Origin of the sequence: Pseudomonas sp. P116 (assembly GCF_020149425.1) — a bacterium.
Classification (GTDB): Bacteria; Pseudomonadota; Gammaproteobacteria; order Pseudomonadales; family Pseudomonadaceae; genus Aquipseudomonas; species Aquipseudomonas anatoliensis.
Genome location: NZ_JACVHB010000006.1, coordinates 34,585 through 50,716 on the forward strand (window position 1 = coordinate 34,585; position 16,132 = coordinate 50,716).

Sequence of the window (16,132 nt, forward strand, 5' to 3'; positions counted from 1 at the left end):
AATCACAAGCAATGAAGCTGACATTCCTCCTGTTGCTGCTTTTTGCAACGGCCCCGAGCGCTTGGGGCTGGTCGAACCATACGGTGGGCAGCTACCTGGCGTTGCAGGATTTGCCAGCGCTGCGTGACACTTCAGACATTGAAGTCGAGCCGCTGGAGCAGTTTCTTGCGCAGCAATATCCGGCCGTGGTTGCGCTGCTCGAGCAACAGGAAAGTTTCGCTCGCGAGCACTTCGCCCAGTACCCTCCGCGCCCCGACAATCTGCAATTGCCCGCCGTGCCGGGGGACAATCTGCGCCACGATTTCTTCACCGCGCTGCGCATCAATCCACAGATCCATCTGGCGATGGTGATCCAGCCTTTGCCGGGCAAGGATCTGCCCGAACGCGAGCACCTCAGCGCTGAGCAAGTCATGGTCGAGCAGACCCTCTCGCCATGGAATCGGCAGCGCTTCATCGTTGTCGCTGAAGGCGAAAAAGTCGCGCCCCTTGCGGTGCTGGCCAGCGCTGCCGACGAGCCGGATTACGGTCACGACATCAATCTGTTCAGCGACAACCCGGGCGAAGTCGGCGCGGTATACGGCTTCGGCCCGCAGCCTTTTGGCGATGCGCGGTTTCAGTACAGTTCCCAGGCTCCTTTCCACATGGGCTTCTTCCACGAGAGCCCGGTGGTGTATGCCGCTGCCGGTTTTCTCGAGCGCAGTTGGCCGCACTGGCGCGCGTATCAATACATGGGCCTGGCGCGACTGGCGTTTGCCAGCGGCCATCCCTATTGGGGCTATCGCTTTCTCGGCTGGGGCCTGCACCACGTCCAGGACCTGACCCAGCCGTATCACGCCAAGCCGTTGCCCGGCGTCGATCTTGCCAATCTTCTGCTGCTGGAAGGTAAGGCGCTGGCCGGTTTTGCGGGCGACAAACAAGCGTCAATCGAGCGTGTTGCGACGCGGCATATGGAGGTCGAGAAATACCAATCGACCTGGCTGCGACGCTTGCTGCGCGCCGGGCAAGCGCATCCGATGCTCGACGCTTACACCGATTTTTCCCAGGACAAACAGTATCCGCCGTACTCCGTGGACTACCTGCGTGAGGTGGTCAGCGCTGAGTCTGTTGATGACTCCGCCGCGTTCGATGAAGCCATCGGCCAGTGGCTGGAGACGGCGCCGGTCACCAATGATTTCAGCAGCGGCAATCAGTTGCGTCGCGAAGATTTCGACCATCCGGCACTCAATCAACAGCTGTTCAGACTGCTCGGCCATTTTGGCGCGCACAGCCGGATTTATGTCAGTGCGGGACTAGCGCCCTAGCCATCGCGGCAGGACAAAAAACAATAAAAACAGGGAAGGAGGAATAGATGATCAGTACTCGATTGCGCCTGTCCGGCGCGGCGCTACCCGGTGTCGGCCTGGCAGGGCTGCTGCAACTCTGCGCGGTCGACGGGGTGCAGGCCGCCGAGTTCAGCGTGCTGGATAAACAGGTTACTGGCTCGTTTGACACGACCTTGTCCTATGGTCGCTTGTGGCGGGTGCAGGGCCGCGACAAAACCAACGATGACGTCAACACCAACGACGGTAATCGCAACTTCGACACCGGGCTGGTTTCCGAGGTGTACAAGATCACCTCAGAGCTTGAGGCCAACTATCAGAACTACGGCTTGTTCGTTCGCGGTACCGCGTTCTACGACACCCAACTGATGGACAAGCGCAACGATTACTACCGCAACAACAACCCGTCGCAACCGAGTCAGAGCTACCCGCAGGACGACCGCTTCACCAGTCAGACCCGCGACATCGCCGGCAGCCGTATCGAGATGCTCGACGCTTACGTCCACGGCAGTTGGGACGTCGCGCAGATGCCGGTGACGGCGCGCGTCGGCCGTCAGGTGTTCAACTGGGGCGAGGGGATTTTCTATCGCGGCGGCATCAACACCACCAATCCGGTGGACGCGGCCAAGTACCGTTTGCCCGGCGCCGAGGTCAAGGAAGTGCTGGTGCCGGTGGAGGCGCTGAGCTTCAACATCGGCCTGACTGACAGCCTGACCCTGGAAAGTTTCTACCAGACCAACTGGAAGGAAACCCGCATCGATCCGGTCGGCACGTTCTACTCGCAAACCGATCTGTTCGCCGACGGTGGCAACACCGGCTACAACGATTTCAGCGGTACCGCTCTCGACACGCCCGTGCCAGGATTTGGCAACGTCATCGGTCTGTACAGCGCATTGGGCAACAACCCGTTGCTCGGCCCGGTCCTGCAATCCACCGGGTTGTACGCCAACGGCGTGACCCCGGCGTACGGCAACACGCTCAAAGTGGCGTCCGTCGGCAAGGACTACAACGCGCGCAACGACGGCCAGTTTGGTTTTGCCTTTCGCTACATCGCCGAACAGCTCAACAGCACCGAGTTTGGCCTGTACCTGGTCAACTACCACGCCAAGGAGCCGACCATTGCGGCGGATCTGGGTGGGTATAACGGCATCGACATGAACGCCCTGACCAACCTCCTCGCCGGTGTCGCCGGGAGTCAGGCCGGGGCACTCGCCGATGGTCTGGCCACGGCGGATGTGATGGGCAACATCCAGGCGCATCGGCGCTATGCCGAAGACATCCGCATGTACGGTTTCAGCTTCAACACCACGTTGGGCGAGGCCTCGGTGTTCGGTGAAGTGGCTTATCGACCGAACCTGCCCATCGGCGTTGCGGCCACCAACGACCTGATCGGCGATCTGGCCAACGGTGCGGCTGCGGCGGTAACGGGCCAGTCAATCAATGTCGGCGGGCAAATGGTCACCCTCGACAGCCAGATCAACAACGCCGAGCGCGTTGAAGCGTTCAACACCTCGCTGGGCACCATCTACAACTTCGGTCCGACCGGGTCGTTCGACTCGCTGTTCGGCATCTTCGAACTGGCCTCCGAACACCTGCGCGGCAGCAACCTGCAATACACCGCTTTCGACGGCAGCAATCGTTACTACGCCGGCACCGGTAACTATTCCTATGTGTCCGGCGGTGAGCGTGACGATCAGGTCAACCGCGATTCCTACAGCTACACGGCGATGCTCAACGGCACGTGGAACGACGTGTATGCCGGGGTCAACGTTTCGCCGTACGTCGTCTACAAGGATGATTTCAAGGGCAACAGCTATCAGGCCGGCAACACCATCGAAGGTCGCAAGGCCTACACGCTGGGGATCAAGGCCAACTACCAGAACAAGCTCGAGGCCGAGTTGCAGTACACCGAGTTCTACGGCGGCGGGCAGAACAACGGCATTCGCGATCGCGACAACGTCGGATTCAACCTCAAGTATTTCCTTTGATTGCCCAGAACAAATCTTGCGGCACCCCGGCCCCCTGTGGGAGCGGGCTTGCCCGCGATGACGGCAGCACATTCGACATCAATGGTGGCTGATCCACCGTAATCGCTGGCAAGCCAGCTCCCACAGGTTTCTGCATTCTGGAGAAGATCATGTTTCACATTTCAAGGCTGACAAAAACATCACTAGCGTTGTTGCTAAGTTTGGCCGCCGGCACTGCACTGGCCGCCATCACCCCCCAGCAAGCCGAGCAGTTAAAAACTAACCTGACCCCCATGGGCGCCGAGCGTGCCGGCAACGCCGCCGGCACCATCCCCGCCTGGACCGGCGGCATCACTCAGGCCCCGGCAGGCTACAAACCGGGCCAGCATCACCCGGATCCGTTTGCGGCGGACAAACCGCTGTTCACCATCACCAAAGCCAATCTCGACCAGTACAAACCCCATCTCAGCCCGGGCCAGATTGCACTGTTCAACAGCTACCCCGACACCTTCCAGATGCCGGTCTATCCTTCGCGTCGATCAGGTTCTGCACCGCAATGGCTGTACGACAACACCCTGAAAAATGCGACCTCGGCCAAGCTGCTCGAAGGTGGCAGCGGGTTCTCCGATGCCTATGGCGGCGTGCCGTTTCCGGTGCCCAAGGATGGCGTCGAAGTGCTGTGGAATCACATCACCCGTTACCGCGGCATCTACGTTGTTCGCCGTGCCTCCGAGGCGCCGGTCCAGCGCAACGGCAGCTTCGCGCTGGTGACCTCGCAGCAGGAAGCGCTGTTCAACTATTACCGTCCGGGCGGACAGTTCGCCGACCTGAAAAACATCCTCTTCTACTACGTGGCATTTGTGAAAAGTCCGGCACGGCTGGCGGGCGGTGCAGCGCTGGTGCACGAAACCCTCGACCAGCTCAAGGATGCGCGCCAGGCCTGGATCTACGACGCCGGCCAACGCCGCGTGCGCCGCGCGCCGAACCTTGCGTACGACACGCCAATCGCCTCGTCCGATGGCCTGCGCACTGCCGACGACACCGACCTGTTCAACGGCTCGCCGGATCGCTACGACTGGAAGCTCAAGGGCAAGCAGGAAATCTACATCCCCTACAACAACTACAAAGTCGCCAGCCCCGACGTGAAGTACGCGCAACTGCTTACCCCCGGTCACCTCAACCCGCAATTCACCCGCTATGAGCTGCACCGCGTGTGGGTGGTGGAAGGCAACCTCAAACCCGGTTCGCGACACATCTATTCCAAGCGCGTGCTGTTTCTGGATGAGGACAGCTGGGGGGCTGCGCTGGTCGATCAATACGACGGGCGAGGGGAGTTGTGGCGCGTGTCGATGGCCTACCTGAAAAACTTCTACGACCTGCCAACCACCTGGAGTGCGCTCGACGTTTTCCACGACTTGCAGGCGCGCCGTTACTACGTGCAGAACCTCGACAACGAAGAATCGGAAACCGTCGACTTCGCCCAACCTGTGCCTGAGGACGCGTACTTCATGCCGTCGGCATTGCGCCAACGCGGCACCCGATAAAGCGCCACACAACATCCCCTGTAGGAGCTGCCGAAGGCTGCGATCTTTTGATCCTGGTTTTAAAAACAAGATCAAAAGATCGCAGCCTGCGGCAGCTCCTACATAAGGCGGGGAAATTCTGAGGTGTCTGTTCTAACGCAATCGCGGGCAAGCCCGCTCCCACACGTTCTGAGTCGAACACAACATTTGTGAACGACTCAGAACCCTGTGGGAGCGGGCTTGCCCGCGATTGGTTTATTGCTTCAGCGCGAATCAACTTCAAACGCGGAAGTGGCTCACCATCTGCTGCAATTGACCACCCAGGCGCGCCAGTTCAACGCTGGACTTGGCGGTTTCATCGCTGGCGGCGGCAGTCTGCTCAGACACGTCGCGCACGTTGATGATGCTGCGGCTGATCTCTTCGGCCACGGCGCTTTGCTGTTCGGCAGCGGCGGCGATCTGCTGGTTCATCGACTGGATGTTCGACACCGTGCGGGTGATGTTTTCCAGCGATGCACCGGCCTTGCGGGTCAGGGCGACGCTGCTGTCAGTCAGGGCGCGGCTGTTGTTCATCACTGCCGAGACTTGCTGCGTACCGTTCTGTAAACCGGCGACCAGGCCTTCGATTTCTTCGGTGGATTTCTGCGTGCGCTGAGCCAGGCCACGGACTTCGTCGGCGACCACGGCGAAACCACGACCGGCTTCACCGGCACGTGCCGCTTCAATCGCGGCGTTGAGCGCCAGCAGATTGGTCTGTTCGGCGACGGCTTTGATCACGTCCATGACGCTGCCGATCTTGTCGCTTTCCTGTTGCAGCACGCTCATGGCTTCGGTGGAACGCACCACTTCGCTGGCCAGACGCTCAATCTGCGTGATGGCCTCGTTCACGACCTTGTCGCCTTCACGGGCTTCGCCGTCAGCCGCAGCGGCTGCTTGCGAAGCCTCTTCGGCGTTGCGCGCGACTTCCTGCACGGTGGCAGTCATTTCGTGCATGGCGGTGGCGACTTGATCGGTTTCGATCTTCTGGCTGTTCACACCGGCGCTGGTCTGCTCGGTAACGGCCGACAGTTCTTCAGCGGCGCTGGCGATTTGAGTAACGCCGTCGCGGATGCCGCTGATCAAGTCGCGCAGGGTGACGCCCATGCGTGCGATGCCTTGTTGCAGCACACCGAGTTCGTCGCGGCGGGTGACGGTAACGTTCTGGGTCAGGTCGCCGCTGGCGATGCGTTCGACCACGGCCAGGGTTTCTCGCAGGGGGCGGGTGATCTGACGTGTGATGATGACGGCAGCAATCACGCCGACCAGCAGGGCCAGCAGGGTGCTGATCAACTGGAAGGTACGCGCCTGAGCGCTTTCGATGTCGCGACGATCGAGCTGAATCTGATACAGCTGCTCGCTCAGGGTCACGATGGTGGCGCCCTGATCGGTCATTTCCCTACGCGCCTGCACGGCTTCGCTGTTGGCGTTTTTATAAGCCATCAACGCGCTGCGATAATTGGTCAACGCCGTTTCCAGCTGACGCAGGGCATCTTGCTGAGTATCAGCGAAATGCACGTTCAGCTGTTTGAGACTGGCGATCGCCACGTCGATCTGGCCGATGGCTTTGTGCTCGGTTTCGGCGTTGGTGGTGGCGGTGTAACCGCGCACTTCGTAACGGGCGAGGATGAACGCTTCCTTTGCGGCACTGATGGCCTGGAACTGCTCGAACCGCTGCTCGCTCATGTCCATTTGCTGAACGCGCTTGCTGATCGATTCGATCAGGTTGTATGCGGTATCGGCGTTGACGCCCATGGTGTCGCGCGCAGTGTTGCCGGTGCGATACGCGTTACGCATTTTGTTCAGGGACGTCTGGTACTCGGCAATTGTCGCCGCCTGCTCCTTGAGCAGTTTGACGTTTTCCGGGCTCTTGAAGCTGCTGATGAGCTTCTGCTGTTGAGCGGCGAAACCGTCGAGGGTGGTCTGCACATTCTGCGCGGCTGTTTCGTCGCCGTTGGTCAGCATGTATTGCAGGCGCACCACGCGCAGTTTGGTCAGGCCGGAGTTGAGCTGGGTGATGTCGCTCATCCAGTTACTACGGTCAATCAGGCCGCCCAGGCTGGTCCAGCCGGTCAGTGCCAGAACGCAGGTCAATGCCAGGACAAGGCCGAAGCCCAGGCCCAGTTTCATGTTCACGCTGATGTTGCCGAACCAGCTATTCATCACAATATCCTCCAGAAACTTGTGTTTCTTGATCGTCGGTAAGCTGGAAGATTGTTGTTTTTTGAGCCAGCAAGGGTGTTAGCAGGTCTGTATCGGCAGCAAACGCGAGAGCTGAAAGGTTTTTGTCGGACAGAATTTGTAACAAGCCATCCCAAGACTTTTTTCACATGGGTTTCACTGGCTGCCCACGTCAGCGTCTGTAGCTTTGCCGCATCAAATGACAAGTGATGCATGCTGGCGAGGCGGCTTTTGTGGAATTGAGACTGAATCTGTTTGGCGTCAATCGCACGATCGATCTGAGTGGTCTGGCGCGTTTTCGAAACACCTGGGTGGTGTTGGCGGCATCGCTGCTGGTGATTCCGTTGACCCTGTGGCTGCTCGCACCGGCGGCAGTGCCGGACCTTGCCCACGGCAATGTCGCCGGCGCGCGGGCGTTGGCGCAGGGATGGGCCAAGGGCGACATGATCGTGCTGGTGCGCCACGTTGAGCGCTGCGATCACTCCAGGGCGCCGTGTTTGAGCGGCCATGATGGCATCACCGATCGGTCTCGCAGTGCAGCCGTTAGCGTCGGCGCGCAGTTCGAGCAACTGGGTCTGACTAACGTCGATATCTATAACAGCCCGACAATGCGTACCGTGCAGACCGCCGGTTACATGTTCAACCATGCCGCCACTGGCGACGACTGGCTGATCAACTGCAAGGGCCGCATGTTGCGCGATGCGCTTGCCCACAAAATCGCCGGTCGCAACCTGATTCTGGTGACGCACAGCGAATGCATGGAACAACTGGAAAAAGATCTGAAAGTAGCGGGCTCCGACCTCGGTTACGGCGCTTCGTTGTTTGTTTCCGCTGCCAACCCGGCGGTTCCACAGATGCTCGGCTTTATTGAGGCCTCCGACTGGCGCACGGTGACCACGCAATGAATTCTCGTTTTTACGCGTACAACTTCGGCATCCCGCTGGCCTGCGCGGCGCTGGTGTTTTTACTGTTCGACATGACCCGCATCGACATTGCCTTCAGCAACCTTTTGTTCGATCCGCTGACCCAGACCTTTCCGCTCGACAAGATTCACCTGTTCGAAAAGATCACTCACAAATGGGCGCGGATCATTCCGAACTGGACCGCCGAAATTGCCCTGATCGGCGCCATGCTGTCGGTGGTCTGGCCGCTGGTCAATCCGCAGAAGCATCCGCGACTTGGCGCATTTCTTGAGCGCAGCAAAGTCGCTGCCGTGCTGCGATTTACCACTGATCACCGTAGGGATTTTCTGTTTGTGGTGGTCGCGTTTGCGGTCTGCACGGGCGTGATCCATTTCCTCAAATCCCACACCAGCGTTTACTGCCCGATCGAGACAACGCTGTACGGCGGCAAAATGGCTCATATCGAGTGGTACAGCAATTTCCAGCTGTTCCATGAAGCCGGAAGTGGCCGCTGCTGGCCGGGCGGGCATGCCTCCGGCGGCTTCACCATGCTGGCGCTGTACTTTGTGGGCCGCCGGTATCGGTGGCGCTTTTCCAGTGCCTTGTTGTGGGGCTCGTTGTTGCTGGGTTTCATCTACGGCACGACGCGAGTTCTGCAGGGCTGGCACTACATGTCCCACACGTTCTGGGCCGCAATCTTTGTCTGGTTGGCGTGTTTGCTGACGGCGCTGGCATTTTATGGGCGGGCGCGGTTGGAGAGACCGGTGTTGCAGAAACATGAACAATGTTTGCCCGCCCAAACCTCGTCAGGGCTGGAAATGCCGTTCAATTGAGCCGCGACTGAATCAGCATGCCGCCCGACCATAAATCGCCAATGCTGAACAAATTGTGAATCTCACGCCAGACGCCGTGACCAGCGCTGATCCGGAGCTTCAAAGCCCGGATTGATCAACGCAGTCAGCACGTGATCCTGCCAACGTCCGGCAATGTTCAGATACGCCTTGGCGTAGCCTTCCTGCTCGAAGCCCAGCCGCTCCAACAACCGTGCACTGCGCTCGTTGCCGGGAATGTAATTGGCCATGATCCGGTGCAGGTTCTGTGTCTCGAACATGTAGCCGATGCTGGTTTCCAGCGCTTCTTGCATCAGGCCCTGACCTTGCTGAGCCTGATCGATGTGGTACCCCAGATAACACGCCTGAAACGCTCCGCGAATGATGCCGCTGAAATTGCAGGCGCCGATCATTTGCTGGCCGTCCACGCTCAGCAGCGCGAAATGCATGGCCAACCCGGCGTCAAAGGCGCTGGCCTGGATTTCGAGACGGCGGCGAATCTGTGCGGTGGAAAAATAGTCAGTCGTACGGATTGGCGACCACGGCGCCAAGTGACGCTGGTTGCGTTGATAGAAATCGCTTTCCAGTTCTGCCTGATCCGGGGCAAGGATGGCGAGCGTCAGGCGTTGGCAGGGCAAGGTGAGCAACGGCATCGGGCGCTCCGGGCAGGGGTTGTCGAAGGACAGAATTGCCCGGTGCGGGGGAAAACACAAACGGGTTGTGATTTGTTGAAGCCTGTTTCGCTTCGAAGCCAAACAACAGGCAAAAAAAAGCCCGCGGGAGAGCCGCGGGCGAACCGTAGTTTCTTGAATGAGCAAGCGGACTTTACAACGTTGGCTGGGCCGCAGCAGTGAAGAAAAATTCATCTCGATAAACTGCTCCGACCCGGTCTGATCAGCGGTCGTTCCGCGCCCACTTCAGCCATCAATGGCGCACTTCAGGGGGCGGCGCAGCAGGCGACCCCTGTTGCACTACTTGATCCCGTGCCCGGCAAACCACAATCTCGGCCAATGCACTCAACTGCTTGATTGCCACCGCAACATGGCGCTGGGTGCCGTCGCACTCATCCGCAAAGTTTGCGCTGATGAGCGCGAGGGATTCGAGAAGGTCAGTGGCATGTGTGAGCAGGGTCATCGTGTCGACATCTTCGCGCACGCTGAACATTTGCTTGAGCGGCACCGTACGGCGGGGTTTGCGTTGGTTTGAACCGGTGACGCTGGCGTGGGTTTTCTGACCGGGCGTTTGCGCGTCGGCCGGGACCGGACCGACAAGCGTGAGTCGGGTGATTTTTTTCATGACGTAGCTCCGTGGAGTGGACGATCTCTGCGGATGCGGCCTGGCAAACCGCCCGCTGGATGGCAGCGAAGCGTGGAGGGTAGCGCCGTGGCAATTGGTGCACCAGTTCATGAAAGTCGACGCGTGTTGAAGGAAATTTCCTAGGACGTGAAATGTAGGAAAAGAGGGCCGTGAAGAGTAATTGCCAGGGTCGTGAATAAGCTGAAATCTTCTTTGATAATATTTTGCAAAGAACTGATGGCGCGATGCTTTGCGTGCAGTCATCATCTGCGGCGATCGTCAGGGCGGACCTCTCTGGCGTGCTGCTCAGATCTCCCTCTGATATCTATCAGGCGTCGCAACACCCGGAAGATTTTTCTACAAGGAGTAGAAAGCATGTTGAATCAGGTTATTCCCTTGGTCTTGGCTACGGCAGTCTGTAGCGCCGAGGCGCAAGTTCAGATTCAGGTAATGCCGGTCCCTGATGACTTGAAGAATCTGAAGCCTGTCGCGATTGCGCAGAGCGACCTCGAAGAGCGTAAGCGGCTTGACCGCATCGACTCGATAATTGAGCGCTTCAGTCTGAAAAAAAACGAAAAGTTCATCTATACGGGTAAGCGCTCTTCGAGTCCTCTTTTGGGGCCTTTGGATGTCGTCTACAAGGTTTATCCGCAAGAGGATGAATTGAAAGTGGTAAGGCTCAACATGCGATTGGGTGATGCCCGTCTTTATGCCGTTGATCCCGAAGATATCCAACCCTACTCAAGCTTCTCATCTGGCCCTCTCGACGCCCGGGTTGCCAGCCATATCCTCAATCCTGGCGCGTCGGCGACCCGGTCCAAAGCCTATTTCAAAGATTGGTACGACACCTATCAGTCGTCGAGAGTCAAATTCGCTCGAAAAATAGTGGCGAGCGATGCCTGTGAAACGGTAACGAGTGTCGACTTCTACAGTTTCAATCTAGATGTATTCACGGCGTTCTGTGGCAACGGTATGACGCTCAGCCAAACGCCGACCGAAATAGAGAAAGGGTTGCCGATAGACCCCGCCATAAAGACATGGCAGGTGAAACGGCCTCGGTAAATCAGGCGTTGTGATTCAAGTGCCATGCGTATGCCGAACTGTGCACCTTCCAATGCCTTTGGATTGCGTCCATAAGAAACGTGTCAGAGAGAAAAGATGAACCGTTCACTAACAAACCGGCACTGGCATTTTCTTGCCGCGCTCCTGTTGGTATCCAACATGGCCGCTTGGTTTACGCCCAACGTAAATGCGCAGACGCAAATGCCGGACGCGGCCGGACTGATGCGCGAGGCGCAACGCCTGAACCGCGAAGGCTCGTTGGCACAGGCCTCGGACGCTGCCCGAGCGGCCATGTTGGCCGGTCGCAAAAGGGGTGGGCTCGACTTTACAGAACTTGACGCTGGAGCCTTGCTGATTGATCTGCTGTACAAGCAGGCCCGATACGACGAGGCCCGCAGCGCCGCAGAAGAGCAGATTGCGCACTGGGAGCAACAAGCTGCCGATAGCGGGAGGTCCAGCAGGCGCGACAGTCGAGTCACGCACAGGCTGGGTCAGGCCATCGAAGCGAGCATGATGGCGGGTGAAAGAACCGAGGTCGCACGCCTGCAAGGGAAGCTGTTCGCGGTCGTCAGTCCCGATCCCGGTCTATGGCGCATGTTGCCGGATGAACCGCGCTTGCGCTACGACCTCGCTGACTTCTCGATGCCCCTCATGCTGGGGCAGTGGAAATTGACCAAATTCGAGCCAGCACAAAAACGCGATTCCAACACTATTGTTCTCTATACACAGGAGTTGCCGGGCGGCCGCCTGAGTGCCGAGATTGCCCTGTCTTATGACGAAGCTCAACGCAAGCAGAGCGCAGCCGAGCGGCAAGAGTCGGCGGATGCCTATCTTAAGCGGCACAAGCCAAGCGCACTCGAAACGGCAATGCCCGATCTCTCGTTCGACGGTCTGACTTCTTTTAAGCGGGGAGAGCAGTCGGTATGTGAAGGCGAGGAATGCCTCAATGTTCATTGGCTGGCGTTTCGTGGTGACTGGCGCATGGACATCGATGTCACCTTTGGATTACACGACGAGGCCAAAGCCACTGAGCAAATGCATCAATTGTTTGCCGCGTTGAAATGGCAAAGTGCGCCGCCGCTGTTTCGTGAGCGACCGCTGGCCGAGCAGATTCGGAATATCGAGGTGGCCGCGTCACTTGCGAATGGCGTAGCCAAGGCTGCTGAACTGGCGGAGCAGGCATTGCCCGATGCGCATTTCCCGGAAGAGATTGCGCAGATGCAGACTTACATAGGCGTGGATCAATATCGGCGCGCAAACTTCGACGCCGCCCGCCGAGCGCTGGGTCTGGCCGTGCCTGCCTGGGAGAATTCCTTCATCAATGATGTTCTTTATCGCAATGCGCTGGATTACGCCGCCGACATCGCCTATCGCCAAGGACGAAGCCAAGACGCCGTGGCACTGAATCGCAAACTGATTGAATGGCAGGAAAGTGATGCAACGTTGGGCTGGTCAGTGCCGAAGGATGAAAACGCCTTGGTCAACAACCGCCAAGGCGTGCATTTGCCCTTGCGCGTGGGTGACTACCGTCTACGTCCGGACACACACGGGCGGTTCTACTACGAAAACCTGCAGAGCGGGGCACAAATCGGCCTGACAGTAGGCATGCCACAATCCTCCGAGCAGGAGCTGGAACTGACGCTTCGTTCCTTCATGTCGAAAACTCTGGGGCTGCAAGCCGCAGGTATACGTAAGGCTAAGTTCTCACCCCGGTCGGCTGTGCATGAAGGCGTCTCGGTAATCGGCCAGAAGTGGGAGTTCGAGGTGGCACCGCTGCCGGAAGAACAAGATCATTCCAGCAAAAAACCTGTCTCGGGTGCCGTGCGTAAAACACCGACGAAAATGACGTTCTGGATCGTCGATCGCAAAGAACAAAGGTCGATGCTGCGGGCTCCTGTCACGGACAATAGTCGGTCCAGTGCTGAAGCGGATCAAGTTGCACAGGCGGTGTCGTGGTAGAAGTGGTTTCGGCTCAAGGCACGTGATCGGCAGCGAAATCAGCCTCCGTACGTGCCTGCAACCGGCCCTTGCGACACGCTATCTGAAAGCGTTCGAAGTCGCTTTCGTTCTGCGCGGTGTAACTTTTCGCGTATTTCAGCAAGGCATCTGCCAGCGCATCGCCCTTGCCGATATAGCCGCTGATCTGCGCGGCGAGCCCGGACGCTTTGGCATGCGCGCGGGCCAGGGCGCGTCCGCAAACCCGGCCATAAGCAGCAAAAGTCTCGGCGTCGAAGGTTTCCAGTTCGGCGGAAATCTTCATGTCGCGCAATTGCCGCACAGAGAAGTGCCGACCATTGGGCCCGGTGGTCCAGCCCAGAAACAGATCGCTGGCCGCTTGCATCAAGCGTTGACCTTCAACCACGCGCTGACCTTCGTGGCGCACCCGCGATTTGCTTTTGACGTAGTCAGCGAGCACTGAGCGCCGCGCCTCCTTGAATTGCAGGAACAGCGGGAATTGCTGATCGTCGGTCAACAGCACCACCAGACACCGCATGCCGACACTGCCCACGCCGACCACTTTGAATGCCAGATCCTGCACATGAAAACGCGACAACAGTTCGCGACGGTCGGGTTGCAGCGTGCCGCGATATTCGCGCATGAGCGTGTCACACAGAGGCCGCCAATCGGCCAACCGCAGCCAGTCATCCTCGGCATCCAGCAACGTAGTTTTTTTGTGCAGATGGAAAATTTCCGGCAAGTCATCGCGAATCATCAGACGCCCATGGGCGTCGCGCTCAATGATCTTTGGCAGCCCTTGGACGTGAGTGCGCCGCTCGGCTTTTTCGATGGCGCGCTCCACATGCTCCAGCGTACTTTTGCTCGCCTGCGCGAGCAGATCCGTGTGGGTAATCGACTCGTACCAAGTCTCCATTGAGCTTTGCTCGGCGCACTCAAACAACGTTGCCTGATAGGCACCGATCATGTCGCGGCAGACTGACTCTTCGACCGATTCACCATGGCGCAAGTCCCGCGCAGCGATCACGAAACTTGCCGCCAGCCGTTTCAGATCCCACTCCCACGGACCGGGATGGGCCTGATCGAAATCGTTGAGGCTGAACAGCAGATTGCGTTCAGGCGTGGCGAACCCACCGAAATTCAGCAAGTGAGCGTCACCACAAATCGGCGAAACCAGCCCCATGTTCGCCGTGCCCGACAAATCATGAGCCTGCAACAACGCGTTGCCACGAAAGAATTTGAAGGGCGACTCCAGCATGCGCCCGTAACGCAACTCGACCAGCGACTCGACACGCCCCTGACTTGACGCCTTGATCAGCGGAATCGGGTCGCGATTCATCTTGCCCGTGGAGGCTTGAGCATTGCGCGGGCATTTCTTGCGGGCGTCCTTGCCCAGTTGCATACGGTCTTTCAGGGTGTTCATGGCGGCGTTTTCTGGCGGAGTGGGCGCTGTGAGTGTAGAAGCGCTTTTGGGGTTTATCCGCCAGGTTGCAGCGTGCTCTGTCTTGTCGACTGGAAAAGCGTCTCGCTCAATACTCCGTCACCTTGTCCTCACGCAAAATCCATCCTGCTTCTGCCGCCACCAACTTGTACTGAACCTGCCGCATCTTCCCCGTCCGGCCGGCACCCGCGTCGGCGCTGTTGTAAACAGGGAAGCGCTGCACGAGCGTGTTCTCCACCACGGCAAATGAATCTTCACCCTGATATCCGTCGGCGATTTTCGGGTTTTCGCTGATGGGCGGCAGGTAGATTTCGCTCAGGGATTTTTTGTTGTTGGCGGAATAGGCGATCAGTTCGCCCGGCATGCCGCGCCCGGGCATACGGGTGAAAATGTAGATCTCGGGTGAGCCGTCGTTATTCAGGTCGCCAATCTCGGCGCGGACGATATTGCCGTTGAGCGTACGGGTCTGCACCGTGTTGTCGATTTCCAGGCCCTTGGGTTCGATGCGCACGATGGATTTGCCATCGACCTGATCCGCTTTTACATGAAAGTGGATGCCCAGCAGCTCCAGGTTCTGGTCGAAGGCGGGGTTGTTATCCACAGCGTCGCCGTTGGCGAGGATCAGTGAAATCTCGTAGTCGGCCACTTCATTGCGCCGGGCAGCATTGCGCATGAGATAGACCTGCACGGTGTACTCGCCATCGGCGGGCAGTGAGCCGAGAAAGTGGTTGCCCGCCATCGAACCGTTGAACAGGGCGTAATCAGAATTTTTGGCGGTGATGTTGAAGTAGGCCGAGGTATTGGTGGGCTTGAAGTCCACCGTCAGTATCTGCCCAGCCTTGGCATTGAGTTTGTACTCCGCCGTTTTATAGCCCTTGATCGACTGTTTGAACTGCACGCTGCCATAGCCGCTTTTGTAGTTTACCTGCTGGATTCTTGGCGGGATGTCGGTAGTCGCGGCGTGGGCAGACAGAGAAAGTAGAGCAGCCAGTGCGGCGCCGAGCCAGATATTCATGAGATTCCTTGGATTATTGCCAGAGTGCTCCGAAGCATAGATGCGGGGCGGCACGCGCGTCCAACGGGGCTGTTGATCAATCCCGATCTTCAGATGCGACAAAGCCCACACTGGGCGGGCTTTGTTGTTGAGTTGGTGGGCCGGGGGGATTTGAACCTTGGTTATAGATATTTGATTTAAATCAGCTTTATAGGTGTAAGTTTTTCTGTGGAATACCGATTGGAATACCTTTTCCCTAAGTCTTTCCGAACCTACGACCGGGCTCGGATGCACGGCCTGATCGCAGCGCGGTTAGTGAATTAAGCCGAAATATGAATCGTCCCACAGTCATGGCTTTCGTCGGCATCGATTTGGCTACCGTTATCCTGGTTCAAGCTCCTCGGTGCTATGTGCGACGGGTTAAAGCTTTGCCATGCCTAATGACTTCACTCTGGAGAAGGGGTTGTCGATGCAATAGGGCCGGTAGTTTGAGATCCACTTGAGGCAACTAACTTTCACCCGCGACAGCATCGCCGCCGCTGCGGTCGCAATCGTCGTGGATCAGGGTAAAACCTAGATCATCACTTCCGCTCTGGGGCGGGTGAAAGGCGGGCTTACTAGGTTT

At 58.3% G+C, this 16,132-nt stretch carries 12 protein-coding genes and 1 pseudogene; 7 read left to right on the forward strand and 6 right to left on the reverse strand.

The window, feature by feature from the left end:
* Window positions 1-11: 11 nt before the first annotated feature.
* The 3 genes from ICA15_RS20355 to ICA15_RS20365 all read left to right on the forward strand — a co-directional run bounded on the left by ICA15_RS20355 (window position 12) and on the right by ICA15_RS20365 (window position 4,830).
* The gene (locus ICA15_RS20355) at window positions 12-1,301 is read left to right on the forward strand and encodes a phospholipase (RefSeq protein WP_210554477.1); all 1,290 of its coding nucleotides are present in this window, start codon (window positions 12-14) and stop codon (window positions 1,299-1,301) included.
* Between the two features lie 47 nt (window positions 1,302-1,348).
* On the forward strand, window positions 1,349-3,307 hold the full coding sequence (locus ICA15_RS20360) for a DUF1302 domain-containing protein (RefSeq protein ID WP_150604122.1): 1,959 nt from the start codon (window positions 1,349-1,351) through the stop codon (window positions 3,305-3,307).
* 149 nt (window positions 3,308-3,456) lie between these two features.
* The gene (locus ICA15_RS20365; RefSeq protein WP_210554478.1) at window positions 3,457-4,830 is read left to right on the forward strand and encodes a DUF1329 domain-containing protein; all 1,374 of its coding nucleotides are present in this window, start codon (window positions 3,457-3,459) and stop codon (window positions 4,828-4,830) included.
* Window positions 4,831-5,088: 258 nt separating this feature from the next.
* On the opposite strand, the gene ICA15_RS28720 is transcribed toward ICA15_RS20365, so the two are convergent.
* Both ICA15_RS28720 and ICA15_RS28725 read right to left on the reverse strand, forming a co-directional pair.
* Window positions 5,089-5,952 carry a methyl-accepting chemotaxis protein gene (locus tag ICA15_RS28720; RefSeq protein ID WP_411959666.1) on the reverse strand — a complete coding sequence of 288 codons (864 nt, stop codon included), beginning with the start codon at window positions 5,950-5,952 and terminating at the stop codon, window positions 5,089-5,091.
* Between the two features lie 42 nt (window positions 5,953-5,994).
* Window positions 5,995-7,008, reverse strand: a pseudogene (locus ICA15_RS28725) (methyl-accepting chemotaxis protein); the annotation flags it as partial.
* Between the two features lie 251 nt (window positions 7,009-7,259).
* On the opposite strand from ICA15_RS28725, the gene ICA15_RS20375 reads away from it, so the two are divergent.
* Window positions 7,260-7,931: a histidine phosphatase family protein gene (locus ICA15_RS20375; protein ID WP_210554480.1), complete on the forward strand. Its 672-nt coding sequence runs from the start codon at window positions 7,260-7,262 to the stop codon at window positions 7,929-7,931.
* Complete coding sequence (locus ICA15_RS20380) at window positions 7,928-8,761, forward strand: phosphatase PAP2 family protein (protein WP_210554481.1); 834 nt, start codon at window positions 7,928-7,930, stop codon at window positions 8,759-8,761. Before ICA15_RS20375 ends, ICA15_RS20380 begins: the two co-directional genes overlap by 4 nt.
* A 62-nt stretch (window positions 8,762-8,823) precedes the next feature.
* Here ICA15_RS20380 and rimJ read toward each other — a convergent pair whose 3' ends face one another.
* Together rimJ and ICA15_RS20390 are read right to left on the reverse strand one after the other, a co-directional pair.
* Window positions 8,824-9,411: a ribosomal protein S5-alanine N-acetyltransferase gene (rimJ, locus tag ICA15_RS20385; RefSeq protein WP_210554482.1), complete on the reverse strand. Its 588-nt coding sequence runs from the start codon at window positions 9,409-9,411 to the stop codon at window positions 8,824-8,826.
* Window positions 9,412-9,682: 271 nt separating this feature from the next.
* The gene (locus ICA15_RS20390; RefSeq protein WP_210554483.1) at window positions 9,683-10,054 is read right to left on the reverse strand and encodes a DUF6124 family protein; all 372 of its coding nucleotides are present in this window, start codon (window positions 10,052-10,054) and stop codon (window positions 9,683-9,685) included.
* Window positions 10,055-10,429: 375 nt separating this feature from the next.
* On the opposite strand from ICA15_RS20390, the gene ICA15_RS20395 reads away from it, so the two are divergent.
* Window positions 10,430-11,116: a hypothetical protein gene (locus ICA15_RS20395; RefSeq protein WP_210554484.1), complete on the forward strand. Its 687-nt coding sequence runs from the start codon at window positions 10,430-10,432 to the stop codon at window positions 11,114-11,116.
* A gap of 96 nt (window positions 11,117-11,212) precedes the next feature.
* Window positions 11,213-13,075: a hypothetical protein gene (locus tag ICA15_RS20400; RefSeq protein ID WP_210554485.1), complete on the forward strand. Its 1,863-nt coding sequence runs from the start codon at window positions 11,213-11,215 to the stop codon at window positions 13,073-13,075.
* 13 nt (window positions 13,076-13,088) lie between these two features.
* Here ICA15_RS20400 and ICA15_RS20405 read toward each other — a convergent pair whose 3' ends face one another.
* Both ICA15_RS20405 and ICA15_RS20410 read right to left on the reverse strand, forming a co-directional pair.
* Entirely contained in the window at window positions 13,089-14,495 is a 1,407-nt protein-coding gene (locus tag ICA15_RS20405; protein WP_210554486.1) for a DUF2252 domain-containing protein, read from the reverse strand.
* A gap of 106 nt (window positions 14,496-14,601) precedes the next feature.
* Window positions 14,602-15,630: a hypothetical protein gene (locus tag ICA15_RS20410; protein ID WP_224450899.1), complete on the reverse strand. Its 1,029-nt coding sequence runs from the start codon at window positions 15,628-15,630 to the stop codon at window positions 14,602-14,604.
* Between the last annotated feature and the right edge of the window lie 502 nt (window positions 15,631-16,132).